A 26504-nucleotide genomic window follows, 5' to 3' on the forward strand; every position below is an offset into this window, starting at 1 on the left:
CGATTCAATCCCCCTTTCCTACATACATTCCGGAAACGTCTGATTTACGCCTGACAGCTTCGTGTAGAACCCTTGCTCTGCACTTTGCCCTGTCTCCAATCCTTCGGAGGCAGGCGCAATTTGATGGTCAACAGACAAGGAGTTGCAGCTATGGCTAAGGGATATTTCATTCGCAAGGGTGACAAGACCAGCTGTGGTGGCGAGGTGCTGGACGCCGATACCCGCGTCATGATGTTTGGCTTCGCCCATGCTCGCGCAGGGGACCCGGTGTCCTGTGGCAAAAATGATGAAACCTACGAAATCGAGGGTGGCATCGCGTTCTTTGGCAGTCACGGGGGCCTGGTGGCGGGCTCGCTGGACAGCCGCAGCGGCTGTCCCTGCAAGGCCGGGCTTATCCCCTCGTTTACCACCGCCACCTATGAATCCAGACAGGGTGCTGCGCCGCAAGCCTTGAGGAGCGCCCCTCAACAGGAAGCCGCGCCCGTTGCTCCCAACAACCCGGTCGCGCCGCGACAATCCACTTCCACTTCAGCGCGGGCGCCCACACCGACGCTCAGCGAACGGCCAGGGACGATTTGTGAAAACCTGTGGCGCGGCTACCAGCAAAGGGTCGAAAACGTCGTGGCACCCGGCGGCAAGTTGATCGCCGACCCGAAGGCGCGCAACAAGGCGATCAATGCGGCCTACGCCCAGCTGTGGCGCCACGATCCGCGATTCCAGTGGGCCGGGTTGGCAGCCTTCGCCTCCAAGCAGGTGGGCTGTGGCTTGCTGCACGCGGCTGACACGATCGAGAAAATTCAGACGGAAGAGGAAACGATACAGCAACTGAGGGACAGTGCCAGACAAGGATTGAGAGGTTTGCTCAGCCCCAGTGAGCGGTAAAAGCGCGCGACCATTCGGGCGTTTGAGCAGCGTCAACGCGAGTACGAAGAGGCCAACCGGGACAACCCGGTGTGGGGCTTCACCCAATGGGGTGCCGACCTTCCCTTGTCATACTCGCAACGGATGTACCGGTTTGTGTACGAGATGCTGGCGATGGGTAATACCACGCTGTTCCTGGATGTCTATCCGTTGCATGTGTTCTACCAGGAGCGGGGATTGGAAGCGCTGAGGGATTGCCTGGAATCACGTAGCAACATTTATGGGAATGGCCAACATCCGGTGCTGTGGCCGGTCGGACAGGAAACGCTGGAATTCGGGATTGACCACAAGGAAATTCTCCTGGCCTTCGAGGCGATTGAGGCCGGTTATATCGCCGAAAGCGTTGAGCATCTAGCCTGGCACGAGCAACGGAATATTCTGCAACCGGCGATGTACAGCGACTGGCGGCTCAACTCACTGTTGCGCAGTAACCATTTTTCCTACGTCATCGGTATCCCGTCCGGCGCCGCCGAAGCCGTCGAGCTGTCCCTCGCCAGTCAGTGCCGCCGCGTGGACGACGGACGCACCATTGGTTTCAGCAACAACCTCAATGCCAACCTGGCCGATATCAATCAGCGTATGCCCTTCGTGCTGAGGGCCGCGAAGCAGTTTGACGATCTGCTGCACAGCGACCAGCGCAAGCTGCTTGAGCATTCGATTCGGGATATTGCCCTGGGTGGTGGCGTGCGATGAGCCTGCTGCAACGTATAGGCTGGCGACGCGGCGTGTTGGCGCTGGCCGTCGCGGCCCTCCTGACGCTTGCGTCGATTGAGGTCCTGTCGGAAGAGCCCGAAATCGCCCTATTGATTGGCGAGCCTTGGGAGGATATGCGCCGTCGATCCAGTGCAACCATTGATCCAGCTATTCCTGGCCATTTTTGGGGTCGTTTGCCTAAGTCGGATGCCCGCCTTCGTTTCATCGATCCTCAATATGGGTTCATAACTCCGCTGGCTCGCTACTTCACGGTTACGTTCAACCGTGACGAGTCAATCAACGGTGTCAATATGTCCCCGCAAATCGAACCCCTGCTACTCGACGATACCCTCAAGGTCGTGCTGGATCTGCAGGAGCAATGGCGCAATGCTGGCTGGACACCCATCCGGGTCAAGGACTTCCCCTCGTTCGCCGACACCCCGCAATGGCGTGCTCAACTGCGTGATGTAAACAAAGGTGGAAAATCCTACTGGCACGCGGGCACCCAGTACCAAGTGATGCTAGTGGTCAATCGCTTCAAGGATTACAGGCACCCCACCGAAGAGCGCTACCTCATCAAGCTGTCACTGGCCACGCCTTGGACGAATCCCTGATTGGCCTTTATCGCGACAAATCACGCTTTCAGCATTCCAGGCACTGTCGCCAAATCCATCCCCGGATGCCATCTACACTCAGTAACCAAACCGCCTCTCCCGAGACCTCACCAACGTGCCCAGCATCTACCAGATCAAACCCGCATTCCAAAATCTCCTGCGCCCCCTGGTCCGGCGCTTGTTCGCCAAGGGCACCACCGCCAACCAGATCACTTTGATCGCCGGCATCGGCTCAATCCTGGTGGGCGTGCTGATCGCCGGTTTCGTGCATCACCCCTGGATATTCGTGCTGGTGCCGATCTGGATGCTGGTGCGCATGGCGCTCAACGCCATCGACGGCATGCTGGCTCGAGAGTTCGGCCAGCAGTCGCACTTGGGGGCCTATCTCAACGAGTTGTGCGATATCACCGCCGACTGCGCCTTGATCCTGCCCTTTGCCCTGCTGCCCGGCGTCAGCCTGTGGCTGGTGCTGCTGGTGACCTTGCTCGCCTTGTTCAGCGAGTACAGCGGCGTGCTGGGGCCGATGGTTGGTGCTTCGCGGCGCTATGACGGGCCCATGGGCAAAAGTGACCGGGCTTTCGTGCTGGGGGTCGTGGCCGCCGGCATCGTACCGGGCTGGATCAGCCCATTCTGGATCAACGCGGTGTTCGCGATCATCGCGATGCTGCTGGCTTTTACCTTGGTCAACCGGGTCCGCCAGGGACTCAGGGAAGCACAAATCGACAGCTCTTCAGCCTAAGGAAATGGCAATGCGCGAAGCACAGGAACAGACCTTCACCACCCACGACGGTGTGCAATTGTTTTACCGCCACTGGCCCGGCACCCCAGAACCGGGAACCCCACGCAAGGCCGTACTGCTGTTCCACCGCGGCCACGAGCATTCCGGGCGTATTGCCCACCTGGTGGATGAACTGGACCTGCCCGGCTTCGATTTTTTCGCCTGGGATGCCCGGGGCCATGGCCTTTCACCGGGCGCTCGGGGCGACAGCCCCAGCTTTACCACCAGCGTGCGGGACGTGCAGACCTTCTGCGAGCACCTGAGCGCGTCCTACCAGATCTTTGAGGAAAACCTCGCGGTGATCGCCCAGAGCGTCGGCGCCGTGATCGTCGCCACTTGGGCCCACGATTACGCGCCGCGCATACGGGCGCTGGTGCTGGCGTCTCCGGCGTTCAAGGTCAAGCTCTATGTGCCCTTCGCCCGCCAGGGCTTGGCACTGATGCGCCGGTGGCGCGGTAACTTTTTCGTCAACAGCTACGTCAAGGCGCGCTTTCTCAGCCATGACCCGCAGCGCGTCGCCAGCTACGACAACGACCCGCTGATCACCAAGGCCATTTCAGTGAATGTCCTGCTCGGCCTGTACGAGGCCGCCGATCGCGTGGTGGCCGATGCCCAGGCCATAATGATACCCACTCAGTTGTTGATCTCCGGGGCCGACTTCGTCGTGCATCGCCAACCCCAGGAACAGTTTTTCGAGCGCCTGGGCACTCTGCACAAGGAAAAACATGTGCTGCCGGGGTTCTTCCACGACACCTTGGGTGAAAAGAACCGTGGACACGCCGTCGCCAGCGCACGACGCTTCATCCTGCAGAACTTCTCGCAACCCATTGAACGCCCTGGCTTGCTGGCCGCCGATCGACTGGGCCTGACTTGCGCCGAATCCGAATCATTGGCCGCACCGCTGCCGCGCAACTCCCTGCGCGATCTGTATTGGCGCATGACCCGCGCCAGCATGCGCCTGGGCAGCCAATTGTCGTCCGGGATCAAGCTAGGCTTCGACACCGGTTTCGACTCCGGCAGCACACTGGACTACGTCTATCGCAACACCCCCACGGGCACGTCGGCTGTCGGCCGCATGATCGACCGCAACTACCTCGACTCCATCGGCTGGCGCGGCATTCGCCAACGCAAGCTGCACGTCGAAGAACTGCTGCGCCTGGCGATGCAGCAATTACGCGACCAGGGCCGCGAAGTGCGCATCGTCGACATCGCCGCCGGACACGGACGCTACATTCTCGAAGCCTTGCAGGGCGTCAGCCCGCTTCCCGAATCGGTCCTGTTGCGCGACTACAGCGACATCAACGTGCGTGACGGAAGCGCGTTGATCCGCGAAAAAGGCCTGGAAGGGATCGCTCGGTTCGTCAAGGGCGACGCCTTCGACCGTGCCGACCTGGCCGCGCTGGATCCCAAACCTAGCCTGGCGGTGGTCTCCGGACTGTACGAGCTGTTCGCCGACAATCAGATGGTCAGTGCTTCCCTGGCGGGCCTGGCGGACGCGGTGGAACCTGGCGGATACCTGGTCTACACCGGCCAACCCTGGCACCCGCAACTGGAACTGATCGCCCGAGCCTTGACCAGCCACCGTGAAGGCCAGGCCTGGGTCATGCGCCGACGCACCCAGGCGGAAATGGACCAACTGGTGGAGGTGGCCGGCTTTCGCAAGGTCGGCATGCGCGTCGACGAATGGGGTATTTTCAGCGTGGCTCTCGCGCAACGGGTGTCTTGATGCTGCGCAGTGCAACGACGGCACGCGAGCCTGGTCTGCTCAAACCTGCGGTGCTCTGGCTGCTGCTCCTGGCGCCGTTGTTCTTCGGCACCTACGGTTTCGCCACCTGGTTCACCACCCAGCGCGACGATGTTGGCAGCCTGGTGTTCGGCTGGGAAAACCACATGCCGTTCTGGGCCTGGAGCATCGTCCCGTACTGGTCTATCGACTTGCTGTACGGGTTGTCCCTGTTGTTGCCCAACAGTCGCGAAGAACTCAAGCGGCACGCCTTGCGCCTGTTGACCGCGCAACTCATTGCGGTCAGTTGCTTTCTGATCTGGCCGTTGCGCTTCACCTTCGCCCGACCGGAACTGGACGGTGTATTTGGTTGGCTGTTCGACGTACTGGCCGGTTTCGACAAGCCGTTCAATCAGGCGCCATCGCTGCACATTGCGCTGTTGGTCATCCTGTGGACCTGCTATCACAAGCACTTGCAGGGCCTGTGGCGCGGATTGATGCATGTCTGGTTTACCCTGATCGGGCTCTCGGTGCTGACCACTTACCAGCACCACTTCATTGATCTGCCAAGCGGAGCGCTGCTGGGCTGGCTGTGTGTCTGGCTATGGCCGCTGGAGGGACCAGGGCCTCTGCACGGTGCCCGGCTGGCGGCCGTAAAAAAACGCTGGAGACTGGCGTTGTATTACCTGTCGGGAGCTGCCGTGTTCGCCGCCCCGGCCTTCTACTTAGGGGGAGCCTGGCTGTGGCTGGCTTGGCCGGCGATGGCCTTGCTGTTGGTATCGCTCAATTACGCCGTACTCGACGCAGGAGGTTTTCAAAAGCGTGCCGATGGACGCCTGTCCCCCGCCGCGCGCTGGTTGCTGACGCCCTACGTGGCTGCCGCCTGGCTCAACTCGCGCCTGTGGACCCGCAACAATCCGCAGCCCGACCAAGTGCTCGATGACGTCTGGCTCGGGCGCATACCGACCCGTCGGGAACTCAAGGGCAGCACCTTTACCGCAGTGTTCGATCTGTGCGCCGAGCTGTCGCTTGATCCGGGGACTGTCGCCTACCGCACACTGCCTGTCCTGGATTTGACCGCCCCCACCACCGCGCAATGCCGGGAAGCCGCACTGGCCATCGAAAGCCTGCGCCAGCACGGACCGCTCCTGGTCTGTTGCGCCTTGGGCTATTCGCGCAGCGCCACGGCCGTAGCCGCCTGGCTGTTGCACACCGGGAGGGCCAGTAGTGTCGCCGAAGCCTTTTTGTTGATCCAGCGCGCGCGCCCGGGAATTGTCCTGGGGTCCTTTCACCGAGAGGCGCTAGAGCCGCTGGCGACCCACATGGAGGCACGCGGTGTCCATTGATATGCAATTACAGGTGACAGCCAGTCTGTTGCGTCGTGGCGACATGCTGGATCGACTGTCCAACGGGCTTACCTTGTTGGGCGCCTTGTTCGGCCTGAGCCAGTCCCTCCTGGACGGCCAGGGGTTCTGGAGCGCGACCTGCAGCGGTGGGCTGCTGTTGCTCGGCCTGGGGCAAAAATACTGGGCGCTGCGGGTGGCATTCGATGCCGATCTGTTCCAACGCCTTGCCGAGCGAGCTGAAAACCTTCCGGAGCACACCCTGTCCCTGGATCAAGCCCTGACAACGCTGAATCTGCAGCCCGCCGAGCATGGCGGGCGCCCCTGGAGCGAACGTATCACCGGCGCCCTGAAGCTGTTGCGCAACCAGGCGCTGCTGGTGGCGGCACAGGTGCTGTTGACCCTGTTTTTCATTCTGGCCGACCCTTGGCTGAACTTTGCCGGATAAGGAGTTCCCATGCTCGAACCCGTGGTTGCCACCCTCATCACCTCGGCCGCGCGCATACTGACCGGCGCGCGCAGCCTGTGGCTCGGCTGCGCACCGGAACCTGTACAGCGTATCTACTTTGCCAACCACAGCAGCCATGGCGATTTCGTCCTGCTGTGGGCCTCGCTGCCGCCGACCCTGCGCACCATCACCCGGCCCGTGGCAGGCTCGGACTACTGGCTGAAAAGCCCGTTGCGGCGCTACATCATCAACCAGGTGTTCAACGGCGTACTGGTTGACCGTGAACGCAAGGAACCCGCCGACAATCCCTTGCAACCGATGCTCGATGCCCTGGAAAACGGCGACTCGCTGATCATTTTTCCCGAAGGCACGCGTAACCCCGATGAGGGTTTATTGCCGTTCAAGAGCGGGCTTTACCACCTGGCAATGCAATATCCCCAGGCGCAGTTGATCCCGGTGTGGATCGCCAACCTCAACCGCGTCATGCCCAAGGGGCGGGTCCTGCCGCTGCCGCTTTTATGCACCATCAGCTTTGGCGCCGCGTTGACCCTGGACGAAGATGAAAGCAAGACGCACTTTCTCGAACGCAGTCGCGAAGCGCTACTGAGCCTGGCCGGAGAGCATGCCTGACATGGATAGACAGACCTTGATGTTGTTTGGCGCGATTGGCGCGTTTCTATTGCTGGCCTCGGCAATTGGTTTCGTGCTAAAGCGCCGCAGCCACGGCAGCCCCAACCCGGTGATCGACAACCTCAACGCACGGATCAACGCCTGGTGGGTGATGGTACTGGTCATCGGGATCGCCTTTTGGCTCGGCACCACCGCAGTGATCGTGCTGTTCTACACGGTGTCCTTCTACGCCCTGCGCGAATTCATGACGCTCACGCCCACTCGCCGCAGCGACTATCCGGCTTTGGTCGCGGCCTTCTACCTGGCCCTGCCGCTGCAGTACCTGCTGATTTACTACGACTGGTACGGGCTGTTCTCGATCTTCATTCCAGTCTACGTATTCCTGCTGCTGCCGATCCTGGCGTCCCTGGGCGGCGACAGTACGCACTTCCTCGAGCGAGCCTCGAAAGTCCAGTGGGGCCTGATGATTGCGGTGTTCTGCGTATCCCATGTACCCGCCCTGCTGACCCTGGACATCGCCGGTTATGAGGGGCGAAACCTGCTGTTGATCGCCTATCTGGTGATCGTGGTGCAGATGTCGGATGTGCTGCAGTACGTGTGCGGCAAATTGTTCGGCAAACGCAAGATTGCGCCGAACCTGTCGCCGTCCAAGACCGTGGAAGGTTTTGTCGGCGGCATCCTGCTGGCCTCACTGATCGGCTGCGCCTTGTGGTGGATCACGCCGTTCACTGCCTGGCAGTCGCTGCTCATCGCCCTGCTGATCAACCTGCTGGGATTCGCCGGCGGCATCGTGATGTCGGCGATCAAGCGCGACCGTGGCGTGAAGGACTGGGGGCATATGATCGAAGGTCATGGTGGCATGCTCGATCGCCTGGATTCAGTGTGTTTTGCCGCGCCGATTTTCTTTCATCTCGTTCGGTATGGGTGGACCTGAGCGCAGGAATCGGCCCGAAAAAAAAGACCCCGACAAGTCGGGGTCTTTTGTTTCAGCCGGTCAAGTCGTCCTCAGACAACCCTGCCCGGTCCGACTCAATGCTGCAGAGCCGGTTTTTGTGTCCCGTTGATCGGGATGCGCTTGGCTTTGTCTTCTTCGGGAATCACCCGCAACAGGTCGATACTCAACAAACCGTTGCTCAGGTCGGCGGCCTTGATCTGGATATGGTCCGCCAGGCGGAAGGACAGTTTGAAGGCCCGCTGTGCGATACCCTGGTACAGGTAAGTGACGCCCTCGTTCACTTCACGTTTGCCGCCCCCACTGATGGTCAGCACACCTTTTTCCACTTGCAGCTCCAGGTCTTCTTCCTGGAAGCCGGCGGCCGCTACGACGATGCGGTATTGGTCGTCGCCGTGCTTTTCCACGTTATAAGGTGGGTAGGTGCTGCCTGGCTCGTTGCGCAGGGCGGTTTCGAACAGGTCATTGAAACGGTCGAAGCCAACCGAGGAACGGAACAGTGGTGCCATGGAAAATGCAGTACTCATGATTCAAATCTCCTGAAAACAGATCAGCAAGTTTTTTTGTCTCCGCGACCCGAATTCGGCATCGCGTAATCCTTAGATAGGGACCGCTGTTTGCTTTTCAAGAGATTTTTTTCAGATTTTTTTAACTTTTTTCAGGCCGCTTCAGCCACCTGCAACCCCAACAAACGCGAGACTTGGTCCAGCTCGGTTTCACGGCGCAGGACGCTGAACAACTCGACCGCCTCGGGATAATTGCGGGTCAACATTGCCAGCCACTGCTTCAAGCGGCCCGGCGATTGGCGCGCAGTCATCTGCGCCTTGGCTTGCAGCCAGAAATCCTGGATCAACGGCAGCAACTCGGCCCAGGTCATTTCAACGACCTCTTCACCGGCCTTCGCCGCCGCGATTTGCCGGGCCAGATCGGGGCGCGAAACCAGGCCGCGACCGAGCATGATGTCTTCCACGCCGCTGATTTCGCGGCAACGGCGCCAGTCTTCGACGCTCCAGATATCACCGTTGGCGAACACCGGCACCTTGACCACGTCCTGTACCCGCGGGATCCACTCCCAATGGGCAGGTGGCTTGTAGCCGTCGGTCTTGGTCCGGGCGTGGACCACGATATGCTCGGCGCCGCCTTCAGCCAGGGCCGTGGCGCACACCAGCGCACCGTCCGGACTATCGAAGCCCAGGCGCATCTTGGCCGTTACCGGAATGTGCGCCGGAACGGCGCGACGGACATGCTCGACGATCTGATTGAGCAGCTCAGGCTCCTTGAGCAGCACAGCGCCGCCCCGGGACTTGTTGACCGTCTTGGCCGGGCAGCCGAAGTTGAGGTCGATCACCTCGGAACCCAGCTCGCACGCCAGCGCGGCGTTTTCCGCCAGGCACACAGGGTCCGAACCTAGCAACTGCACGCGCAGCGGCACGCCAGAAGCAGTCCGGGCGCCGTTCAGCAGTTCCGGGCCGAATTTATGGAAATAAGCAGGCGTGAGCAGTTGATCGTTGACCCGAATGAACTCGGTCACGCACCAATCGATACCGCCCACTCGGGTCAGCACGTCGCGCAGGATATCGTCGACCAACCCCTCCATGGGCGCCAAGGCAATTTGCATGAAAAACACACTCAACGAAGAACGTGCGGCAGTTTACTGGATATCGCGAGAAATCGCAGAACCCTGTAGGAGCGAGCCTGCTCGCGATGAACCTGAGAGCGCTGCGGGGTGTCAGGTTCCCAGCGTAATCGTTGACGACCATCGCGAGCATGCTCGCTCCTACAGGGGGGGTCAGACGGGGGCTTGCAGCGCCGGGCCGTAGCCTTCGATGAACTCGGCAGGCATGCGCTTGGGCTTGCCGGTGGACAGCTCGATGCAAACGAACGTGGTTTGCGCGCGCAGCAAGGTCGAATTATCGCTGGGGCGTTTCAATTGGAAATGCCGGGTCATTTTCAGGCGCTGGTCCCAATCGACGATCCAGGTCGCCAGTTGCAGCTCATCGCCTTCATAGGCGGCCGCCAGGTAATCGATTTCGTGGCGCACCACCGCCATCGCCCGGTCCAGCCGACGGTATTCGACCAGATCCAGGCCGAGGCGCTGGGAGTGGCGCCAGGCACAACGTTCGAGCCAGGTCACGTACACCGCGTTATTGGCGTGCCCCAGCCCGTCGATGTCTTCGGCGCCCACTTGCAGATCAATGATAAACGGCGTTGCCCGATCCCAGCCCATGCCCCACTCCCCGGTCAGATTGATTCGACCGGGGCAGTGTAACGGATGCTCAAGCCGATTGGCGCGATTGCAGGCTGCGACCGGCCAGCAGTGATAACACGCCATCAATCACCCGCGGGTCAGCCAGCACCCGCTGATGACCGCCTTCCTGCAAACGCAGCAGACGACTGTCGAACCAGGCTTCGTGGATCAGTTGTGATTCCTTGACCGGGACATGGGTGTCGTCCTCGGCGTGCACGATCAGGCCAGGCATGTCGAGCTGGTAGTGCGCGACATCCAGCATCGCCGCGCGCATGCCGACGTCAGACTCGACCTGGCGGATGAACGCCGAGCGGGCTTTCGGGGGCAACCCCACATAGCGGGCGAAACCGCGCAATACCCCGAGAATCCGCGCCGGGGCGGCAATGCTGACCAGGGTTTCGGTGCGCAGGCCCATTTGCACGGCAAGCATGGCACTGGCGCCGCCCATGGAGTGGCCGATAACTGCTTGCAGCGGCGGCAATTCGGCGGCCGCTTCCAGCAGGGCTCGGGCGAACAGCACGACATTCGCCTCGCGCCCGGGCGAGCGACCGTGCGCCGGGCCGTCCAAAGCGACAACCGAATACCCGGCATCGACCAGCGCCGTGATCAGGCTGGCAAACTGTGTGGGCCGACCTTCCCAGCCGTGCATCAAAAGCACTGCCGGGCCTTGCCCCCAGCGCAACGCTGAAAGGCCGAAACGCAAAGTGATTCGTTCGGATTTGGCCAGCAGCGGCAATTCCCAATCACGCGGTGGAAAATCGCGCGGCGTCATGAATGCCAATCGCATTTTGCTCGCCACCAGCTTCGGGGCGAACCAACCCAAGGTGCCATTAACGCCACGAACCCACTTCAACGTGCTCATCGCATTCTCCCCAGGCCGCAGCCTTCAGGTCAACGCACCGCCGACTTGGCCGCGCGCAGCAAACGATCGGATAAATCACCGGGTCCCAGCGCCCGTGCCAGCGCCAGGCCGCCCACCATCAAGGCCAGATCAGCCAGGGCTTTGTCGGTGTCTTCAGGACTGGCCGCCAATTGCGCGACCATCAGCTCCATGTGTTCATTCAGTGCAATTCGAAACGCCTCGGGCAGGCGTCCGAGCTCACCGATCGAGGCCGGGATCGGGCACGCAGACTCGCTGGAATCGCGGTGTTTGCGTGACAGATAAAACGCTGCAACCAACGCGCGACGCTCTTCACCGGTCAACTCGGCATCCATGTCGGCAATCAGGTCACGGCGGTGACCCAGCAACTGCTTGAACGCTTCCAGCATCATCGCGTCCTTGCTTTCGAAGTGCGCATAAAAGCCGCCGACGGTCAGGCCGGCCGCGCCCATCACTTCGCCAACGCTTGGCTCGGCCGGACCACGCTGGATCAGCGCGGCGCTGGCTGCCTTGAGAATGCGTTCGCGGGTTTGAGCTTTTTTATCGTTCATCGTTGCCTCCGAATATTACGACTAGAATATTATTCTCATAATAATTTTCTGCAAGTCGTGGATGTGACCGCTGGTCTGAAGAACAGTTTGGGAGAAAGAGGGAGATTTGGCCAAACGCCAGACAAACAAAAGGGCCATTCAATAATTGAATGACCCTTATAAAATCCCGCAGAGCGGGTAATCGTGGCGTCCCCTAGGGGACTCGAACCCCTGTTACCGCCGTGAAAGGGCGGTGTCCTAGGCCACTAGACGAAGGGGACGCAAACCCTTCTATACAATGATCAGCGCTGAGAACTGATCGATTCAAGGCCGGTGTGGCCAGACCTTGAACTGTAAAATTGGTGGAGCTAAGCGGGATCGAACCGCTGACCTCCTGCATGCCATGCAGGCGCTCTCCCAGCTGAGCTATAGCCCCGGATTTTTCGCCTCGCGGCGGAGCGACATCTTGCAACATCGCTTCTGTAAAACTGGCGTCCCCTAGGGGACTCGAACCCCTGTTACCGCCGTGAAAGGGCGGTGTCCTAGGCCACTAGACGAAGGGGACGCAAACCCTTCTATACAACTGATCAACGCTGAGTGTTGATCGCTTCGAGGCCGGTGTGGCCAGACCTCGAAGTGTAAATTGGTGGAGCTAGACGGGATCGAACCGTCGACCTCTTGCATGCCATGCAAGCGCTCTCCCAGCTGAGCTATAGCCCCTCATCGTTGATGTTGCCGTTGGCTTCATCGCTGAGGACGGGGCGAATCTTAAGGGCGTATCGAAAGCCTGTCAAACTTATTTTGCAAAAAAAATAAAATTTTTTGCCGACATAACAATCACTTACCGCCCTCCCCCCGAAACAACGGGCTGTTTGCGAGGAACGCAGACCCGTAGGAGCTGCCGAAGGCTGCGATCTTTTGACGTTGGCTTTTAGAAGCAAGATCAAAAGATCGCAGCCTGCGGCAGCTCCTACAGTGGGAATCAGGCGATAGCGCCCAACAGCTTTTCCCACTCCTTGTTTTCTTTCTTCGACACGCCACCCAGCAGATCGATCGCCTGGCGCAGGCGGAATCGGGTCAGGTCCGGCCCGAGGATTTCCATCGCATCGAGCACCGACACCGAGCTGGCCTGGCCGGTGATCGCGGCGAACATCAGCGGCATGGCATCACGCAGCTTCAACTCCAGGGATTCGACCACTGCCTGAATGGTCGCGGTGATGCTGTCCTTCTCCCACTGGCGCAGGCTTTCGAGCTTCCACAGGATCAACTGCATCAACTGGCGAACCTGATCGCCCGAGAGCTTCTTCGATTCGAACAGCCTGGCGTCCGGATTCACGCCACCGGCAAAGAAGAATCCGGCCAGCGGTGCAACCTGGCTGAATGTCTCGACGCGGCCCTGCACGTGCGGCGCGATCTTCATCATGTATTCGGCATTGAATGCCCACTTCTGCACGCGCGCAGCGAACTCTTCCACCGGCAGGTCACGCAGCCACTGGCCGTTGAGCCAGGACAGTTTCTCGATGTCGAAAATCGGCCCGCCAAGGGAGACGCGCTTGAGGTCGAAGTTATCGACCATTTCCTGCAGCGAGAACTTCTCGCGCTCGTCCGGCATCGACCAGCCCATCCGGCCCAGGTAATTGAGCATCGCTTCGGGCATAAAGCCCATGCGCTCGTAGAACGTCACCGAAGTCGGGTTCTTGCGCTTGGACAGCTTGCTCTTGTCCGGGTTACGCAGCAGCGGCATGTAGCACAGCTCCGGTTGTTCCCAGCCGAAGTATTCGTACAAGAGGATCAGTTTCGGCGCTGACGGCAGCCACTCTTCGCCACGCAGCACGTGGGTGATGCCCATCAGGTGGTCATCGACCACGTTGGCCAGGAAGTACGTCGGCAGGCCGTCGGTCTTCATCAGGACTTGCATGTCCATGCGGTCCCACGGGATTTCAACGTCGCCACGCAGCATGTCCGGCACTACGCACACGCCTTCGCTCGGGACCTTCATGCGGATCACGTGCGGTTCACCAGCGGCCAGGCGGCGCGCCACTTCTTCCTTGGACAGCAACAGCGCTCGGCCGTCGTATCGTGGGGTTTCGCCACGGGCCATTTGTTCGGCGCGCATCTGGTCCAGCTCTTCGGCGGTGCAGAAGCACGGGAAGGCATGGCCCATGTCAACGAGCTGCTGGCAGTACTTCTGATAGATCTCGCCGCGCTCGCTTTGACGATATGGACCGTGGGGGCCGCCGACGTCCGGGCCTTCGCTCCAGTCGATACCCAACCAGCGCAGGGCGTCGAAAATCTGCTGCTCGGACTCGCGGGTCGAACGCAGCTGGTCGGTGTCTTCGATCCGCAGGATGAACTCACCGCCGTGCTGCTTGGCAAAGCAGTAGTTGAACAATGCGATGTAAGCGGTACCTACGTGGGGGTCCCCGGTAGGCGATGGCGCGATGCGCGTGCGGACGGTGGTCATGGCAAGTCTCGAAAAGAAGATCAAACAAAGGGCGAATGGTAACAGGCGACACCCGCCCCGCTCCAGTGAACAGGGCATTTAAGCCAAGTTTGCGTCTACAACGCCTGTATGCCGTGGTGAATGGCCGAATATCAGCCCATGGCATTTACCGTTTATCGGCTGTGTGCCAGATTCACCAGCTGATAACTTTCCTTACATATTCTCGACTACAGTTTGCCCCATGCCTGCCCAACTCAAGCGTCGCCTGTCCCTCTTCCTGTTGCTTGTCCTGCTGATCGCCGGGGGCTTTTTCGCCCATTGGTTTTTCAACGGGCGGTTTTATGAAAGCACCGATAACGCCTATGTCCAGGGCGAAATCACCCGCGTGTCGAGCCAGTTGGGGGCGCGCATCGATGAGGTGTTGGTGCAGGACAACCAGCACGTCGAGAAAGGCCAGTTGCTGATAAGGCTCGAAGGCGATGATTTCCGCCTCGCCGTCGACCGCGCCAATGCGACGCTCGCCACCCGCCAGGCCGAACGCCTGCAAGCCCAGAGCAAACTGACCCAGCAGGCCAGCCTGATTGCCGCCAGCGACGCGCAAGTCGCGTCCAGCCAGGCGAGCCTGGGCCGTTCACAGATAGACCTGACCCGCGCCGAAACCTTGCGCAAGCCCGGTTATGTCTCGGAAGAACGCGTGACCACGCTTTCGGCCGACAACCACATTGCCCGCTCACAGCTGCTCAAGGCCCAGGCGGACGCCCAGGGCCAGCGCCAGCAAATCAACGCGTTGAGTGCCGAAATCAAACGCCTCGACGCCCAGATCGCCAATGCCAGGGCCGACCTGGCCCAGGCCGAGCTGAACCTCTCCCGCAGTGAAATCCATGCACCGATCAGCGGCCTGATCGGCCAGCGTGCCGCGCGCAATGGCCAATACGTGCAGGCCGGCGCCTATCTGCTGTCGGTGGTGCCCGATGAAGACATCTGGATTCAGGCCAACTTCAAGGAAACCCAGATTGGCCACATGCAGCCCGGACAGAAAGCCGAGCTGACCTTCGACGCCTACGGCGACACGCCGATCGAAGCCCGGGTCGACAGCCTGTTCGCCGCCTCGGGCGCGCAGTTCAGCCTGTTGCCGCCGGACAATGCCACGGGCAACTTCACCAAAGTCGTGCAACGGATCCCCGTGAAGCTGACCTTCGCCGCCGATAACCCGTTGCGCGGCAAGATCCGCCCGGGCATGTCGGTGACCGCCAAGGTGAATATCAAGGACGCCCCGGAAGATCTCACCACCAAAGTGAGCAGCAAAGACACACTTGACGATGGCCGGTGATCAACTGATTCGCCCGGTCGGGGAACCGACCCGGCGGGACTGGATCGCGGTGATGAGCGTGATGCTCGGCGCCTTCATGGCGGTGCTCGACATCCAGATCACCAATTCATCGCTCAAGGATATTCAGGGGGCGCTGTCGGCCACCCTGGAAGAAGGCTCGTGGATTTCCACCTCGTACCTGGTGGCGGAAATCATCATGATCCCGCTGACCGCATGGCTGGTTCAGCTGTTATCAGCGCGACGCCTCGCGGTGTGGGTTTCCCTGGGTTTTCTCGTTGCCTCGCTGCTGTGCTCCATGGCCTGGAGCCTGGAGAGCATGATCGTCTTTCGTGCACTGCAGGGCTTCACGGGCGGCGCGCTGATTCCGCTGGCCTTCACCCTGACCCTGATCAAACTTCCCGAACATCACCGCGCCAAAGGCATGGCCATGTTTGCGATGACGGCAACCTTCGCGCCATCGATCGGCCCGACGCTCGGTGGCTGGCTGACGGAAAACTGGGGCTGGGAATACATTTTCTACATCAACATACCGCCTGGCCTGCTCATGATCGCCGGGCTGATGTACGGCCTGGAAAAGAAAGCGGCCCACTGGGAATTGCTTAAAAGCACCGACTACGCCGGCATCGTTACCCTGGGCGTCGGCCTTGGCTGTTTGCAGGTATTCCTGGAGGAAGGGCATCGCAAGGACTGGCTCGAATCCGATCTGATCGTGGCACTGGGCAGCATCGCGCTAATTAGCTTGATCACTTTTGTGATCGTACAGTTTTCCAAACCCAATCCGCTGATCAACCTCGGCATCCTGGGCAACCGCAACTTCGGTCTATCGAGCATTTCCAGCATCGGGATGGGGGTTGGCCTGTACGGGTCGATCTACCTGTTGCCGCTGTATCTGGCGCAGATCCAGAACTACAACGCCCTGCAGATCGGCGAAGTGATCATGTGGATGGGCGTGCCGCAGCTGTTCCTGATCCCGCTGGTGCCCAAGCTGATGAAGGTTGTCTCGCCGAAATGGCTGTGCACGATTGGCTTCGGCCTGTTCGGCCTGGCGAGTTTTTCCTCCGGTGTGCTCAATCCGGATTTCGCCGGGCCGCAGTTCAACCAGATCCAGATCATTCGCGCATTGGGCCAGCCGCTGATCATGGTCACCATTTCGCTGATCGCCACAGCGTACATCCTGCCCCAGGATGCGGGGTCGGCTTCGAGCCTGTTCAACATCCTGCGTAACCTCGGCGGCGCCATTGGCATCGCCCTCCTCGCCACCCTGCTGGATGCGCGGACCAAGACCTATTTTGATTATTTGCGCGAGTCCATCGTGCCAAGCAATCCACAGGTGGCCGAACGCCTGGCTTCATTGACCAACACGCTGGGCAACGAAACAGCGGCTTTGGGCAAACTCAGTGAGATCGCCCATCAGCAGGCGTCGATCATGGCCTACAACGATGCGTTTCATTTTGTCGGGATTGCGCTGGGGATCAGCATGTTGGCGGTGTTGCTGACGAGGACATTGCCGGCAGGGTTGAAGGCTGGGGAAGCACATTGAGACCGAGTCGCGGCCTTCACGAGCAGGCTCGCTCCCACAAGGTTTAGCGTAATTCCTGTGGGAGCGTGCCTGCTCGCGAAGAGGCCCGCGCACGCAACGCAAATCTCAGACTGTAATCAAGCGCTCGCGCAACTTGGCAATCTCGTCACGCATCTGCGCCGCCGCTTCGAATTCCAGGTCACGCGCCAACTGGTACATCTTCTCCTCCAACGCCTTGATACGCTTGGCGATCTCACCCGGCGAGCGCAACTCGGCTTCGTACCGGGCGTTTTCCTCGGCGGCCTTGGCCATGCCCTTGCGCTTCTTGCTGCGCGAACCCGGCACGGTGGCGCCTTCCATGATATCGGCAACGTCCTTGAACACGCCCTTGGGCGTGATGCCGTTGGCCAGGTTGAAGGCGATCTGCTTGTCGCGGCGACGCTCGGTTTCGCCGATCGCCCGCTCCATGGAGCCAGTGATCCGGTCGGCATACAGAATCGCCCGGCCATTGAGGTTACGCGCCGCCCGACCGATGGTCTGGATCAGCGAACGCTCGGAACGCAGGAAGCCTTCCTTGTCGGCATCGAGGATCGCCACCAGCGACACTTCCGGCATGTCCAGGCCCTCGCGCAGCAGGTTGATCCCCACCAGCACATCGAAGGTGCCAAGGCGCAAGTCCCGGATGATTTCCACCCGCTCCACGGTGTCGATGTCCGAGTGCAGATAGCGTACGCGCACGCCGTGATCGGCCAGGTAGTCAGTCAAGTCCTCGGCCATGCGCTTGGTCAGCGTCGTGACCAGCACTCGCTCTTCCAGGGCGACGCGCTTGGTGATTTCCGACAGCAAATCGTCGACCTGGGTCAGTGCCGGGCGGATCTCGATCTGCGGGTCCACCAGACCGGTCGGACGCACCACCATGTCAATGACGCGCCCAGCGTGTTCGGCCTCATAATTGCCTGGCGTCGCCGAGACAAAAATCGTCTGCGGGCTGATGCTTTCCCACTCATCGAAACGCATCGGCCGATTGTCCAGCGCCGATGGCAGGCGGAAGCCATATTCCACCAACGTCTCTTTACGCGAGCGGTCGCCTTTGTACATGGCGCCTACTTGCGGCACGCTGACGTGGGATTCGTCGATCACCAGCAAAGCGTCGGCTGGCAGGTAATCGTACAGGGTCGGCGGCGGCGCCCCGGCTTCGCGACCGGACAGGTAGCGCGAGTAGTTCTCGATGCCATTGCAATAACCCAGTTCCAGAATCATCTCCAGGTCAAACCGGGTGCGCTGCTCCAGGCGCTGCGCCTCCACCAGCTTGTTGTTGGAACGCAGGTAGTCCAGGCGCTCCTGCAACTCGACCTTGATCCCTTCGACGGCATCCAGCAAGGTTTCCCGAGGTGTCACGTAGTGGCTTTTCGGGTAGAAGGTGAAGCGCGGCAGCTTGCGAATGACTTCACCGGTCAACGGATCGAAGGCCGACAGGCTCTCCACTTCGTCATCGAAGAGCTCGATGCGGATCGCTTCGAAATCTGATTCCGCCGGGTGGATATCGATCACATCGCCGCGCACCCGGAACGTCGCACGGGCAAATTCCATGTCGTTGCGGGTGTATTGCAGGTCAGCCAGGCGGCGCAGCAATTCACGCTGGTCAAGCTTGTCGCCACGATCCACGTGCAAAACCATCTTCAGATAGGTTTCCGGGCTGCCCAGACCGTAGATGCACGACACCGTGGTGACGATGATCGCGTCCTTGCGCTCCAGCAAAGCCTTGGTCGCGGACAGCCGCATCTGCTCGATATGGTCATTGATCGAAGCGTCTTTCTCGATGAAGGTGTCCGAAGACGGCACGTACGCTTCAGGCTGGTAGTAGTCGTAGTAGGAAACGAAGTATTCGACGGCATTGTTCGGGAAGAACGCCTTGAATTCACCGTACAACTGCGCCGCCAGGGTCTTGTTCGGCGCCAGTACCAGGGTCGGGCGCTGTACCTGGGCGATCACGTTGGCGATGCTGAAGGTCTTGCCGGAACCTGTCACACCGAGCAAAGTCTGGTGCGCCAGCCCGGCCTCAATGCCCTCGACCATCAGGCGGATGGCCTCTGGTTGATCGCCGGCAGGCTCGAAGCGGGTGACTAGCTGGAATTCAGACATGTAAAACCTCTGGGATCACTCTTGCCAGTACAACCGGCACGAACGAGAAAGACCGCAAACGACCGATGTCGCCCGAGGAAAAAACTGGATTGCGCTCAATGTGGAGCCGATTGCCGGCGCTTTCAAGGTAAACGTCCTACAACGCGTAAAGCCTTTGACGGCGCTAATCGACTAATGGTCGAAAAATAATAGAAAAAACTTACCTTAAAAGCCGATTCGTCTGTCGCCATCTCTCGCGGATGGCCTCTATACTAGCTCCCCGTTTGTGCACCGCTCTAGTGCATTCGGCTGGAGCGCGACACGTCCCTCCATTCTCCATTCAGAGCCGCCGCAAAAATGAGCCTGTTCTCCGCTGTCGAAATGGCACCACGCGATCCAATCCTGGGCCTCAACGAAGCATTCAACGCCGATACCCGTACCAACAAGGTCAACCTGGGAGTCGGTGTTTATTGCAACGAGGAGGGGAAAATCCCACTCCTGCGCGCCGTTGTCGAAGCCGAAACCATTCGCGTCGCTCAACACGCTTCCCGTGGCTACCTGCCAATCGACGGCATCGCCGCCTACGACCAGGCCGTGCAAAAATTGCTGTTTGGCAATGATTCGCCACTGATCGCCGCTGGCCGAGTCATCACCACCCAGGCCGTTGGCGGTACTGGCGCACTGAAAATCGGTGCCGACTTCCTCAAGCAACTGCTGCCGAACGCCGTCGTGGCGATCAGCGACCCAAGCTGGGAAAACCACCGCGCGCTGTTTGAAACCGCCGGCTTCCCGGTGCAGAACTATCGCTACTACGATGCCGCCACCCATGACGTGAACCGTGCTGGTTTGCTGGAAGACCTGAACGCCCTGCCGTCCGGCTCGATCATTGTGTTGCACGCTTGCTGCCACAACCCGACCGGTGTGGACCTGAGCCCAGCGGACTGGAACAACGTCCTGGAAGTGGTAAAAGCCAAGGGTCACGTGCCGTTCCTCGACATGGCATATCAAGGTTTCGGCGACGGCATCGATGAAGACGCCGCTGCCGTGCGCCTGTTCGCCGAATCGGGCCTGACCTTCTTTGTTTCCAGCTCGTTCTCCAAATCGTTCTCGCTGTACGGCGAGCGCGTTGGCGCCCTGTCGATCGTCAGCGAATCGAAAGAAGAAAGCGCGCGCGTACTGTCGCAAGTCAAGCGCGTGATCCGCACCAACTACTCCAACCCGCCAACCCACGGTGCAAGCATCGTCGCCGCCGTACTCAACAGCCCGGAGCTGCGCGCCCAGTGGGAAGCGGAGCTTGCCGAGATGCGCCTGCGCATTCGTGGCATGCGCACGCAAATGGTCGAGACCCTGGCGAAAAACGCGCCGCAGCGTGACTTCAGCTTCGTCGGTCGCCAGCGCGGCATGTTCTCGTACTCTGGCCTGAGCGTTGAACAAGTGCATCGCCTGCGCAATGAGTTCGGCATCTACGCCCTGGACACCGGCCGTATCTGCGTGGCTGCCCTGAACCAGAGCAACATCAAGGTTGTGACGGATGCGATCGTTCAGGTGATCTGATTGGTCTGCTGATACGAAAAACGGGAAGCCACTGGCTTCCCGTTTTTTGTTTGGCGCAGATAATTTTCAGCAACCAGAGCGAGCCCTCTAAACTGCACACATCCATCCATTGTAGGAGCGAGCATGCTCGCGACGGTCGTTAACGATGACTCGGGAAACCTGACGCCCCGCGGTGCCCTCAGGTTCTTCGCGAGCATGCTCGCTCCTACAAGGTGTGGTGTACACCCGAGATTTCTTACGAGAGCAGATATGAAAAACGATGACCTACGCGCTGATCGCGATGACCTGGACGACTTCATCCCCCGCACCCCGGCCAGACAACGCGGCAACAACCTGGTGATGCAAGTCGCTGCCGGCGTGTTCCTCGGCGGCCTGGCCCTGTGGCTGGTGCAACTGGGTGCAACGGCGCTCTACGCCAAACTGATGCTTGGCACCATTACCTTCGGCGGCTAGGAAAGTTCGATCGCGCGCTGGCTGGCGGCATCGTCATAGGCGACATACAGCGATTCAGCAACCTGGCTCTTGATCGCCTTGGTGCTTTCCAGGCCCAGGACAAAACCCTCGGCCTTGCCCCCTGCACGGTTCAACTCATCGGTGCTGCTGGCCTGGGTGATTGCGTCGAACAGTTTTTCGGCGTGCGGGCCGACCCCCTTGGGCAGGCTGATTTGCGCGATGCTCATGGGAATACCCCATTGTGTCGAAGCTTTGTGACGGTCAAGCAAGTCATGGCACGTACCTTATCGGCGAATGGCCGGCAGCGCGTGGAACCACTTCCGGGTTGCCATGGTAGCCCTCGCCAGCGATTCCGGTAACCGCCAATCAGCGATAAATCACCGTCCGTCCCGATGAAACCCTGATTTTACTATCAGGTGCTTGACTTCTCTTTTTGAATCAGTAACATAGGCGCCATTCCGCGATAGCTCAGTTGGTAGAGCAAGTGACTGTTAATCACTGGGTCCCTGGTTCGAGTCCAGGTCGTGGAGCCAGACAGCAATATCGAAAAGCCCCTGAATCGAAAGATTCAGGGGCTTTTTTGTGGTCGTTGTTTTTTATTTCAAAAGAAAAAAGCCGACCTGTCTATTCAACAGATCGGCCCTTTTCAGTGACGCCTTGCGTCAGACATGCTCACTGCTCTTGGCCAGCACCGGTCGCGGGTCCACCGCCCCATGTGCCGATTCCACCACTGGAATCTCCTTGCCATCGCAGTCGTGCAACTTGCCGTCGCTGAAGTAATCCCCTTCGCGCAACGCCGCCAGGTCCTGGTAGCGCAACACCCGCTCGGTGCCCGCCGCAAACACCGACTGCTGGTCGGAGTTACCGGCGGTCAGGTGGTTGAAGGCCAGGTTGAGCACGATGGCCATGATTGCCGAAGAGCTGATGCCCGAATGGAAGATCGTGGCGAACCAGCTTGGGAAGTGATCGTAGAAGTTCGGCGCGGCGATCGGGATCATGCCGAAACCGATGGAGGTCGCGACGATGATCAGGTTGACGTTATTGCGGTAGTCGACCTTGGACAGCGTGCGAATGCCGCTGGCCGCAACGGTGCCGAACAGCACGATACCGGCACCGCCGAGGACGGAGGTCGGCACGGCGGCAATCACACGCCCCATGAACGGTAGCAGGCCGAGGATCACCAGGAACAGGCCGCCGGTGGCCACGACATAACGGCTCTTGATGCCGGTCACCGCCACCAGCCCGACGTTCTGGGCGAAGGCGCTTTGGGTGAAGGAGCCGAAGATCGGGGCGATCATGCTCGACAGCATGTCCGCGCGCAAACCGTTGCCCAGGCGCTTGGAATCGACCTTGGTGTCGATGATTTCACCCACGGCCAGGATATCCGCCGAAGTCTCCACCAGGGTCACCATGACCACGATGCACATCGACAGGATTGCCGCGAAGTGGAAGGTCGGCATACCAAAGTGAAAAGGTGTCGGGAAACCGAACATTGGCCCCTGGCCGACGGACGAGAAATCCGCCATGCCAAGGAACACCGCAATGACCGTACCGATGACCATCGCCAGCAGGATCGACAACCTTGAGATGGTGGCGCTGCCGATCTTGCTCAGCAATAGCACCAGCACCAGCGTCACCGCTGCCAACCCGATGTTGGCCATGCTGCCAAAGTCAGGGGCGTGACTGTTGCCACCCATGGCCCAGCGTGCGGCCACCGGCATCAGCGTTAGACCGATGGTGGTGATCACGATGCCCGTGACCAGCGGCGGGAAGAACTTGGTAATTCGCGAGAACACCGGCGTGATCAGCAATCCGATCAGGGAAGCGGCTATCACCGCCCCCAGGATTGACTGAAACCCGCCCTCGCCGCCACTGCTGACGATCGCCACCATGGTCGCGACGCCGGAAAACGACACGCCCTGCACCAGCGGCAACTGACAACCGAAAAACGGTAGACCCAGGGTTTGCAGCAACGTGGCCAGCCCCCCCGCAAACAATGAAGCAGCAATCAACAAACCGATGTCCGCCGGCGACAGCCCGGCCGCCTGCCCAATGATCAAGGGCACCGCGACGATGCCACCGTACATGGTCAGAACATGTTGCAGGCCGTAAGCCATATTCGCGCCGATCCCGAGATTTTCATCTTCAGGCCGTTGGTGTGAAACATGGGGCGTTTTCATGTTAGGGGGTTCCCTGGTTTTTGTTATGCGCACACTGTATTCAAGATCCAGGACAAATGTCTATAGAGTTGTATACAACTTGCCAGTCAAATTATGAACGGTCGTTCATGCAGGCTGTGTGCCATCGCGCATCACATCGTAAAAAACCTTGAAATACATCCGCGCGCCCCATTCTCCCGCGCCCACTAGTCTTTTGAATTCCTGGTGACCATCGGTAGTGATCGCCCCCTTTCATATACATATAAAGTATGCATAATGAAGTCATTCGAAATTCAGTATCACAGGGCGAAGAACGCAGCCAATAAACTCAAGCACCTGGGTATCAGCCTCGCAGAGACGGAGCCAGTGTTCCATGATGAACGGGCGCTGACCCTTGAAGACAATCATCATGACGAACAGCGCTGGATCATCATGGGGCTGGACGGCAAAGGTCGTTTGCTGGTCGTGGCGTACACCCATCGTGACCCGAATTTCGTTCGAATCATTTCCGCGCGCCTCGCCAGCAAAAACGAGCGCCGCCAGTATCTGGAGGCTTGACCCATGAAAGACGAGTACGACTTCAGCCATGCCAGGCGTGGGGCAGTTGCCTCCAGCAAAGGCAAGACCCGTATCACCATCATGCTCGATGACGTCGTCATCGAAGCGGCACGCGCGCTCGCGGAGAGCGAGGGTTATGGCTACCAGACCGCGATCAACAACACGCTGCGCAGGGCGTTGCTGACCGGGCATGACAAAACAGAAGGCAGCACTGGCAGGCACCTGAAAAAGGGGATCACCGCCTCTGAGTTGAAAAACCTGGAAAAAAAGCTCGCGCAAGCCCTCAGCGAAATTCAGCGGGTGATGGAGCCTGATGCCCGGCCTTAGAAAAGCACGGAAAAGGTGAAAATTGATCCAATCCGCACTTTTTTTGTGTGCACGATGCGTCGACTATTGCGGCGCTATCAATCGCTCAAGTGTGCGCATCAACGACGCATGCGTGGGCACCCGAATCTCGAACTCTCTTTCCAGCACGCCAATCAACTCCTGTAGGTTGGTCACTTCCCGGCGTTCACTGTCCTGCCCTGTACGATGGATTGCAAAGCTGCCGTTATTGAGGGTCCGTCGCCACCCTTCCCCGGTTCGAGCCACCATCAGTTGCCTGGTGAACGATGATTCGGGGTGGGTCGAGACATACCAGTTGCCAACGGCGTAATCGATGTCCTCCTGGCGCTGCAGGTCGAAGATGTACATGGGCCGCCATTCATTCGCGACCTTGGCGCGAAGGGTGTAGCCGTCAACGTGCTGCTCAATGCGATACGGCTCGTGGGGAGTCCATTGTTGATCGAGGCTGTCGAGCAACAGCGGTGCCGTGGGCACCATGCCGCCGAAGCCGACGTCAGCGATGTAGCGCACGCCATCGAGTGTCACCAGGCTCAAGCGGTGCGTACGCGCAGTCCAGGCGCCCTCCGGCTGGCCCATGACCACGCGCCCGCTGATGCCCCGCGCGTCGAAGCCGAGCGCCTGGAGCAACACCAGAAACAGATAGTTGAGTTCGTAGCAGTAACCGCCGCGCCCATCCTGCAGGACCTTTTGCTCGATCGACGCCAAGTCGATGCGCACCGGCTCGCCCGCCAGCGTGGTAAGGTTTTCAAACGCAAAGGCGCCGGTGTGACGCAATTGAAGCAGGCGCAGGGTTTCAAGCGTCGGTGCCGGGGGAGCGTCGAATCCCAGGCGCTTTAGATAGGAAACAGTGTTTGCCAGACGTGGCTCGCTCATCGCTTGATCCTTATGCACGCAAGCTGTGGACGCTATGTATAAGGGATGAAGGGGTACGGCCGACAATTGATTTAGCCAATCGGCCGGCAAGAACACTCAACGGCGCTTACGCGAGCTCAACTGAATCCAGGTGGGCGCATGGTCGCTGGCATGGGGTTCGTTGCGCACCCAGGCATCGACACCCGCGTCCTCCAGGTATGGACTCAAGGCCGGGTTGAGCAACAGGTGATCGATGCGTAACCCTGAGTTCTTCTGCCAGTGCTGGCGAAAATAATCCCAGAAGGTGTAGACCCGCTCGTTCGGATACAGGTGTCGCAGAGCATCGGTCCAACCCTGGTCCAGCAGACGCTGATAACACTCGCGGCTCTCGGGTTGCAGCAAGGCATCCTTGAGCCAGGAACGTGGGTTATAGATGTCGAGGTCGGTGGGAACCACATTGTAGTCACCCGCCAGTACCACCGGATGCTCACTGCCCTGCAGCGCCTTTGCGTAACGTATCAGGCGCTCGAACCAGGCCAGTTTGTAATCGAACTTCGGCCCTGGTTGCGGGTTGCCGTTGGGCAAGTACAGACAACCCACCACAATCCCGTGTACGGCAGCTTCCAGGTATCGACTGTGATTATCCTCGTCATCGCCCGGCAGACCTCGACGGCTTTCCAGTGGCTGCGCATCGCGTGCCAGAATCGCCACCCCGTTCCACGACGCCTGCCCCTGCCAGATCGCTCCGTAGCCGATGGCCTCTAGCTGCGCGGCGGGAAACGCACTGTCGGCCGACTTGAGTTCCTGGAGGCAGGCGATATCCGGTTGTTCGCGCTCAAGCCAGGCCAACAGATTTGGCAGGCGAGCGCGCATGCCGTTGACGTTGAATGTCGCAATTCGCAGCTTTTTCATGACCACCGTCCCGTTTGGCTGGGTCTCATGGATGTGACCGCACGGCCTGCCAGGTGTTCGGTCCACCATAGCCTGCCACTCGTCATGCAACCGGCACCAACCGCCCTGCCCTTCACACCAACTTCAGGTAACGACCCATCTTTTGGAGACGGACCATGAAAAACACCAGAATCACTTCGCTGTTTCTCGCTGGATTGCTTTGCGCGGCCTCCCTGGCCACCTTCGCAGCCGGCGATGGTGCTGAGGCGGCGGGCACTAAATCCGGCGCAACCAGCGGGCCGGTCATGCCACCGGACAACACGCCGAGCTCGCCCTCGGGCGGCAACGCCGGTGACGGCGGTGCAACCGGCTCATCAAGTGGAAGCGCGGGCAGCAACAGCGGTTCGGGTGCCGGAGGGGGCACCGGGGCGGCTGGCGGAGGGACCGGCGGGGCTGGCGGCGGGACGGGCAGCTGAACGCGTAAAGGCAGCCGATGACGGATCATCGTCGGCTGCCTCG

25 protein-coding genes, 5 tRNA genes and 2 pseudogenes are annotated in these 26504 nt (G+C 60.0%); 17 read left to right on the forward strand and 15 right to left on the reverse strand.

Translation table 11 applies throughout. The annotated features are described in order from the left end of the window. Window positions 1-150: 150 nt before the first annotated feature. The 8 genes and pseudogenes from HGP31_RS21630 to HGP31_RS21665 all read left to right on the forward strand — a co-directional run bounded on the left by HGP31_RS21630 (window position 151) and on the right by HGP31_RS21665 (window position 8084). Window positions 151-1614, forward strand: a pseudogene (locus HGP31_RS21630) (PAAR domain-containing protein). Continuing rightward, window positions 1611-2228 (forward strand): hypothetical protein, encoded by a 618-nt coding sequence (locus tag HGP31_RS21635; protein ID WP_020795495.1) that lies wholly within the window; start codon window positions 1611-1613, stop codon window positions 2226-2228. The pseudogene HGP31_RS21630 and the gene HGP31_RS21635 overlap by 4 nt, the downstream one beginning before the upstream one ends. 115 nt (window positions 2229-2343) lie before the next feature. Next, complete coding sequence (locus HGP31_RS21640) at window positions 2344-2967, forward strand: CDP-alcohol phosphatidyltransferase family protein (protein ID WP_083349501.1); 624 nt, start codon at window positions 2344-2346, stop codon at window positions 2965-2967. Window positions 2968-2977: 10 nt separating this feature from the next. Then, window positions 2978-4732 carry a bifunctional alpha/beta hydrolase/class I SAM-dependent methyltransferase gene (locus HGP31_RS21645; RefSeq protein WP_168758623.1) on the forward strand — a complete coding sequence of 585 codons (1755 nt, stop codon included), beginning with the start codon at window positions 2978-2980 and terminating at the stop codon, window positions 4730-4732. Beyond that, on the forward strand, window positions 4732-6075 hold the full coding sequence (locus HGP31_RS21650; RefSeq protein ID WP_020795498.1) for a phosphatase PAP2/dual specificity phosphatase family protein: 1344 nt from the start codon (window positions 4732-4734) through the stop codon (window positions 6073-6075). Before HGP31_RS21645 ends, HGP31_RS21650 begins: the two co-directional genes overlap by 1 nt. Then, entirely contained in the window at window positions 6065-6520 is a 456-nt protein-coding gene (locus HGP31_RS21655) for a hypothetical protein (RefSeq protein ID WP_033042383.1), read from the forward strand. Before HGP31_RS21650 ends, HGP31_RS21655 begins: the two co-directional genes overlap by 11 nt. A gap of 9 nt (window positions 6521-6529) precedes the next feature. Further along, entirely contained in the window at window positions 6530-7150 is a 621-nt protein-coding gene (locus tag HGP31_RS21660; protein WP_168758624.1) for a lysophospholipid acyltransferase family protein, read from the forward strand. Between the two features lies 1 nt (window position 7151). Further along, window positions 7152-8084: a phosphatidate cytidylyltransferase gene (locus HGP31_RS21665; RefSeq protein WP_020795501.1), complete on the forward strand. Its 933-nt coding sequence runs from the start codon at window positions 7152-7154 to the stop codon at window positions 8082-8084. Window positions 8085-8179: 95 nt separating this feature from the next. Here the strand turns inward: HGP31_RS21665 and HGP31_RS21670 are convergent, their stop codons facing one another. From HGP31_RS21670 to gltX, 10 genes are all read right to left on the reverse strand, one after another. Then, the gene (locus tag HGP31_RS21670) at window positions 8180-8629 is read right to left on the reverse strand and encodes an Hsp20 family protein (RefSeq protein WP_020795502.1); all 450 of its coding nucleotides are present in this window, start codon (window positions 8627-8629) and stop codon (window positions 8180-8182) included. Window positions 8630-8760: 131 nt separating this feature from the next. Then, window positions 8761-9720: a tRNA dihydrouridine synthase gene (locus HGP31_RS21675; RefSeq protein WP_033041345.1), complete on the reverse strand. Its 960-nt coding sequence runs from the start codon at window positions 9718-9720 to the stop codon at window positions 8761-8763. 171 nt (window positions 9721-9891) lie between these two features. Beyond that, a complete protein-coding gene (locus HGP31_RS21680; protein ID WP_168758626.1) occupies window positions 9892-10329 on the reverse strand; it encodes an acyl-CoA thioesterase in 438 nt (145 codons plus the stop codon). A 49-nt stretch (window positions 10330-10378) separates the two neighbouring features. Next, window positions 10379-11212 carry an alpha/beta fold hydrolase gene (locus HGP31_RS21685; protein ID WP_020795505.1) on the reverse strand — a complete coding sequence of 278 codons (834 nt, stop codon included), beginning with the start codon at window positions 11210-11212 and terminating at the stop codon, window positions 10379-10381. A gap of 29 nt (window positions 11213-11241) precedes the next feature. Further along, complete coding sequence (locus HGP31_RS21690; RefSeq protein ID WP_020795506.1) at window positions 11242-11781, reverse strand: TetR/AcrR family transcriptional regulator; 540 nt, start codon at window positions 11779-11781, stop codon at window positions 11242-11244. A gap of 184 nt (window positions 11782-11965) precedes the next feature. Further along, window positions 11966-12041: transfer RNA gene (locus tag HGP31_RS21695), tRNA-Glu, on the reverse strand. A 79-nt stretch (window positions 12042-12120) separates the two neighbouring features. Next, window positions 12121-12196: transfer RNA gene (locus HGP31_RS21700), tRNA-Ala, on the reverse strand. 53 nt (window positions 12197-12249) lie between these two features. Next, window positions 12250-12325, reverse strand: a tRNA-Glu gene (locus HGP31_RS21705). Window positions 12326-12404: 79 nt separating this feature from the next. Further along, window positions 12405-12480, reverse strand: a tRNA-Ala gene (locus tag HGP31_RS21710). Window positions 12481-12742: 262 nt separating this feature from the next. Continuing rightward, window positions 12743-14224 (reverse strand): glutamate--tRNA ligase, encoded by a 1482-nt coding sequence (gltX, locus tag HGP31_RS21715; RefSeq protein WP_020795507.1) that lies wholly within the window; start codon window positions 14222-14224, stop codon window positions 12743-12745. A 220-nt stretch (window positions 14225-14444) separates the two neighbouring features. Between gltX and HGP31_RS21720 the strand changes: the two genes are divergently transcribed. Together HGP31_RS21720 and HGP31_RS21725 are read left to right on the forward strand one after the other, a co-directional pair. Beyond that, window positions 14445-15533, forward strand: coding sequence for an HlyD family secretion protein (locus tag HGP31_RS21720; RefSeq protein ID WP_151142882.1), 1089 nt, complete (start codon window positions 14445-14447; stop codon window positions 15531-15533). Then, window positions 15523-17073, forward strand: a complete 1551-nt coding sequence (locus HGP31_RS21725) for an MDR family MFS transporter (RefSeq protein ID WP_033042127.1) — start codon at window positions 15523-15525, stop codon at window positions 17071-17073. Before HGP31_RS21720 ends, HGP31_RS21725 begins: the two co-directional genes overlap by 11 nt. A 105-nt stretch (window positions 17074-17178) precedes the next feature. Here the strand turns inward: HGP31_RS21725 and uvrB are convergent, their stop codons facing one another. Beyond that, window positions 17179-19194 carry an excinuclease ABC subunit UvrB gene (gene uvrB, locus HGP31_RS21730; protein WP_033042129.1) on the reverse strand — a complete coding sequence of 672 codons (2016 nt, stop codon included), beginning with the start codon at window positions 19192-19194 and terminating at the stop codon, window positions 17179-17181. Between the two features lie 336 nt (window positions 19195-19530). On the opposite strand from uvrB, the gene HGP31_RS21735 reads away from it, so the two are divergent. From HGP31_RS21735 to HGP31_RS21740, 3 genes and pseudogenes are all read left to right on the forward strand, one after another. Beyond that, window positions 19531-20727: an amino acid aminotransferase gene (locus tag HGP31_RS21735; protein WP_033042130.1), complete on the forward strand. Its 1197-nt coding sequence runs from the start codon at window positions 19531-19533 to the stop codon at window positions 20725-20727. A gap of 123 nt (window positions 20728-20850) precedes the next feature. Next, window positions 20851-20937, forward strand: a pseudogene (locus tag HGP31_RS30615) (outer membrane lipoprotein carrier protein LolA); the annotation flags it as partial. 39 nt (window positions 20938-20976) lie between these two features. Continuing rightward, a complete protein-coding gene (locus HGP31_RS21740; protein WP_020795512.1) occupies window positions 20977-21180 on the forward strand; it encodes a hypothetical protein in 204 nt (67 codons plus the stop codon). On the opposite strand, the gene HGP31_RS21745 is transcribed toward HGP31_RS21740, so the two are convergent. Next, window positions 21177-21407 carry a hypothetical protein gene (locus HGP31_RS21745; protein ID WP_168758628.1) on the reverse strand — a complete coding sequence of 77 codons (231 nt, stop codon included), beginning with the start codon at window positions 21405-21407 and terminating at the stop codon, window positions 21177-21179. The two genes, HGP31_RS21740 and HGP31_RS21745, sit on opposite strands and share 4 nt — an antisense overlap. Before the next feature lie 230 nt (window positions 21408-21637). Here HGP31_RS21745 and HGP31_RS21750 point away from each other — a divergent pair. Beyond that, window positions 21638-21713 (forward strand) — tRNA-Asn (locus HGP31_RS21750). A 129-nt stretch (window positions 21714-21842) separates the two neighbouring features. Here HGP31_RS21750 and HGP31_RS21755 read toward each other — a convergent pair. Next, a complete protein-coding gene (locus tag HGP31_RS21755; protein ID WP_020795514.1) occupies window positions 21843-23360 on the reverse strand; it encodes a nucleobase:cation symporter-2 family protein in 1518 nt (505 codons plus the stop codon). A gap of 255 nt (window positions 23361-23615) precedes the next feature. Between HGP31_RS21755 and HGP31_RS21760 the strand changes: the two genes are divergently transcribed. Both HGP31_RS21760 and HGP31_RS21765 read left to right on the forward strand, forming a co-directional pair. Next, the gene (locus HGP31_RS21760) at window positions 23616-23897 is read left to right on the forward strand and encodes a BrnT family toxin (protein WP_020795515.1); all 282 of its coding nucleotides are present in this window, start codon (window positions 23616-23618) and stop codon (window positions 23895-23897) included. Window positions 23898-23900: 3 nt separating this feature from the next. Further along, window positions 23901-24224, forward strand: a complete 324-nt coding sequence (locus HGP31_RS21765; RefSeq protein ID WP_020795516.1) for a BrnA antitoxin family protein — start codon at window positions 23901-23903, stop codon at window positions 24222-24224. A 63-nt stretch (window positions 24225-24287) separates the two neighbouring features. Here HGP31_RS21765 and HGP31_RS21770 read toward each other — a convergent pair whose 3' ends face one another. Continuing rightward, on the reverse strand, window positions 24288-25115 hold the full coding sequence (locus HGP31_RS21770; RefSeq protein ID WP_168758630.1) for an arylamine N-acetyltransferase family protein: 828 nt from the start codon (window positions 25113-25115) through the stop codon (window positions 24288-24290). Between the two features lie 96 nt (window positions 25116-25211). Continuing rightward, window positions 25212-26006, reverse strand: a complete 795-nt coding sequence (locus tag HGP31_RS21775; RefSeq protein ID WP_020795518.1) for an exodeoxyribonuclease III — start codon at window positions 26004-26006, stop codon at window positions 25212-25214. A 155-nt stretch (window positions 26007-26161) separates the two neighbouring features. Between HGP31_RS21775 and HGP31_RS21780 the strand changes: the two genes are divergently transcribed. After that, the gene (locus tag HGP31_RS21780; RefSeq protein WP_168758631.1) at window positions 26162-26461 is read left to right on the forward strand and encodes a hypothetical protein; all 300 of its coding nucleotides are present in this window, start codon (window positions 26162-26164) and stop codon (window positions 26459-26461) included. The last annotated feature ends 43 nt before the right edge of the window (window positions 26462-26504 follow it).

The organism is Pseudomonas umsongensis, from assembly GCF_012647205.1.
Classification (GTDB): domain Bacteria; phylum Pseudomonadota; class Gammaproteobacteria; order Pseudomonadales; family Pseudomonadaceae; genus Aquipseudomonas; species Aquipseudomonas umsongensis.

Excerpts from the sequence above, each read along its gene's own strand:
- HGP31_RS21770 (WP_168758630.1), bottom strand. The coding sequence starts at position 25,115 with ATGAGCGAGCCACGTCTGGCAAACACTGTTTCCTATCTAAAGCGCCTG.
- gltX (WP_020795507.1), bottom strand. The coding sequence starts at position 14,224 with ATGACCACCGTCCGCACGCGCATCGCGCCATCGCCTACCGGGGACCCC.
- HGP31_RS21685 (WP_020795505.1), bottom strand. The coding sequence starts at position 11,212 with ATGAGCACGTTGAAGTGGGTTCGTGGCGTTAATGGCACCTTGGGTTGG.
- HGP31_RS21675 (WP_033041345.1), bottom strand. The coding sequence starts at position 9,720 with ATGCAAATTGCCTTGGCGCCCATGGAGGGGTTGGTCGACGATATCCTG.
- HGP31_RS21650 (WP_020795498.1), top strand. The coding sequence starts at position 4,732 with ATGCTGCGCAGTGCAACGACGGCACGCGAGCCTGGTCTGCTCAAACCT.
- HGP31_RS21765 (WP_020795516.1), top strand. The coding sequence starts at position 23,901 with ATGAAAGACGAGTACGACTTCAGCCATGCCAGGCGTGGGGCAGTTGCC.
- HGP31_RS21760 (WP_020795515.1), top strand. The coding sequence starts at position 23,616 with ATGAAGTCATTCGAAATTCAGTATCACAGGGCGAAGAACGCAGCCAAT.
- HGP31_RS21755 (WP_020795514.1), bottom strand. The coding sequence starts at position 23,360 with ATGAAAACGCCCCATGTTTCACACCAACGGCCTGAAGATGAAAATCTC.
- HGP31_RS21775 (WP_020795518.1), bottom strand. The coding sequence starts at position 26,006 with ATGAAAAAGCTGCGAATTGCGACATTCAACGTCAACGGCATGCGCGCT.
- HGP31_RS21665 (WP_020795501.1), top strand. The coding sequence starts at position 7,152 with ATGGATAGACAGACCTTGATGTTGTTTGGCGCGATTGGCGCGTTTCTA.
- HGP31_RS21740 (WP_020795512.1), top strand. The coding sequence starts at position 20,977 with ATGAAAAACGATGACCTACGCGCTGATCGCGATGACCTGGACGACTTC.
- HGP31_RS21645 (WP_168758623.1), top strand. The coding sequence starts at position 2,978 with ATGCGCGAAGCACAGGAACAGACCTTCACCACCCACGACGGTGTGCAA.
- uvrB (WP_033042129.1), bottom strand. The coding sequence starts at position 19,194 with ATGTCTGAATTCCAGCTAGTCACCCGCTTCGAGCCTGCCGGCGATCAA.
- HGP31_RS21745 (WP_168758628.1), bottom strand. The coding sequence starts at position 21,407 with ATGAGCATCGCGCAAATCAGCCTGCCCAAGGGGGTCGGCCCGCACGCC.
- HGP31_RS21780 (WP_168758631.1), top strand. The coding sequence starts at position 26,162 with ATGAAAAACACCAGAATCACTTCGCTGTTTCTCGCTGGATTGCTTTGC.
- HGP31_RS21720 (WP_151142882.1), top strand. The coding sequence starts at position 14,445 with ATGCCTGCCCAACTCAAGCGTCGCCTGTCCCTCTTCCTGTTGCTTGTC.
- HGP31_RS21635 (WP_020795495.1), top strand. The coding sequence starts at position 1,611 with ATGAGCCTGCTGCAACGTATAGGCTGGCGACGCGGCGTGTTGGCGCTG.
- HGP31_RS21735 (WP_033042130.1), top strand. The coding sequence starts at position 19,531 with ATGAGCCTGTTCTCCGCTGTCGAAATGGCACCACGCGATCCAATCCTG.
- HGP31_RS21660 (WP_168758624.1), top strand. The coding sequence starts at position 6,530 with ATGCTCGAACCCGTGGTTGCCACCCTCATCACCTCGGCCGCGCGCATA.
- HGP31_RS21725 (WP_033042127.1), top strand. The coding sequence starts at position 15,523 with ATGGCCGGTGATCAACTGATTCGCCCGGTCGGGGAACCGACCCGGCGG.
- HGP31_RS21690 (WP_020795506.1), bottom strand. The coding sequence starts at position 11,781 with ATGAACGATAAAAAAGCTCAAACCCGCGAACGCATTCTCAAGGCAGCC.
- HGP31_RS21670 (WP_020795502.1), bottom strand. The coding sequence starts at position 8,629 with ATGAGTACTGCATTTTCCATGGCACCACTGTTCCGTTCCTCGGTTGGC.
- HGP31_RS21680 (WP_168758626.1), bottom strand. The coding sequence starts at position 10,329 with ATGGGCTGGGATCGGGCAACGCCGTTTATCATTGATCTGCAAGTGGGC.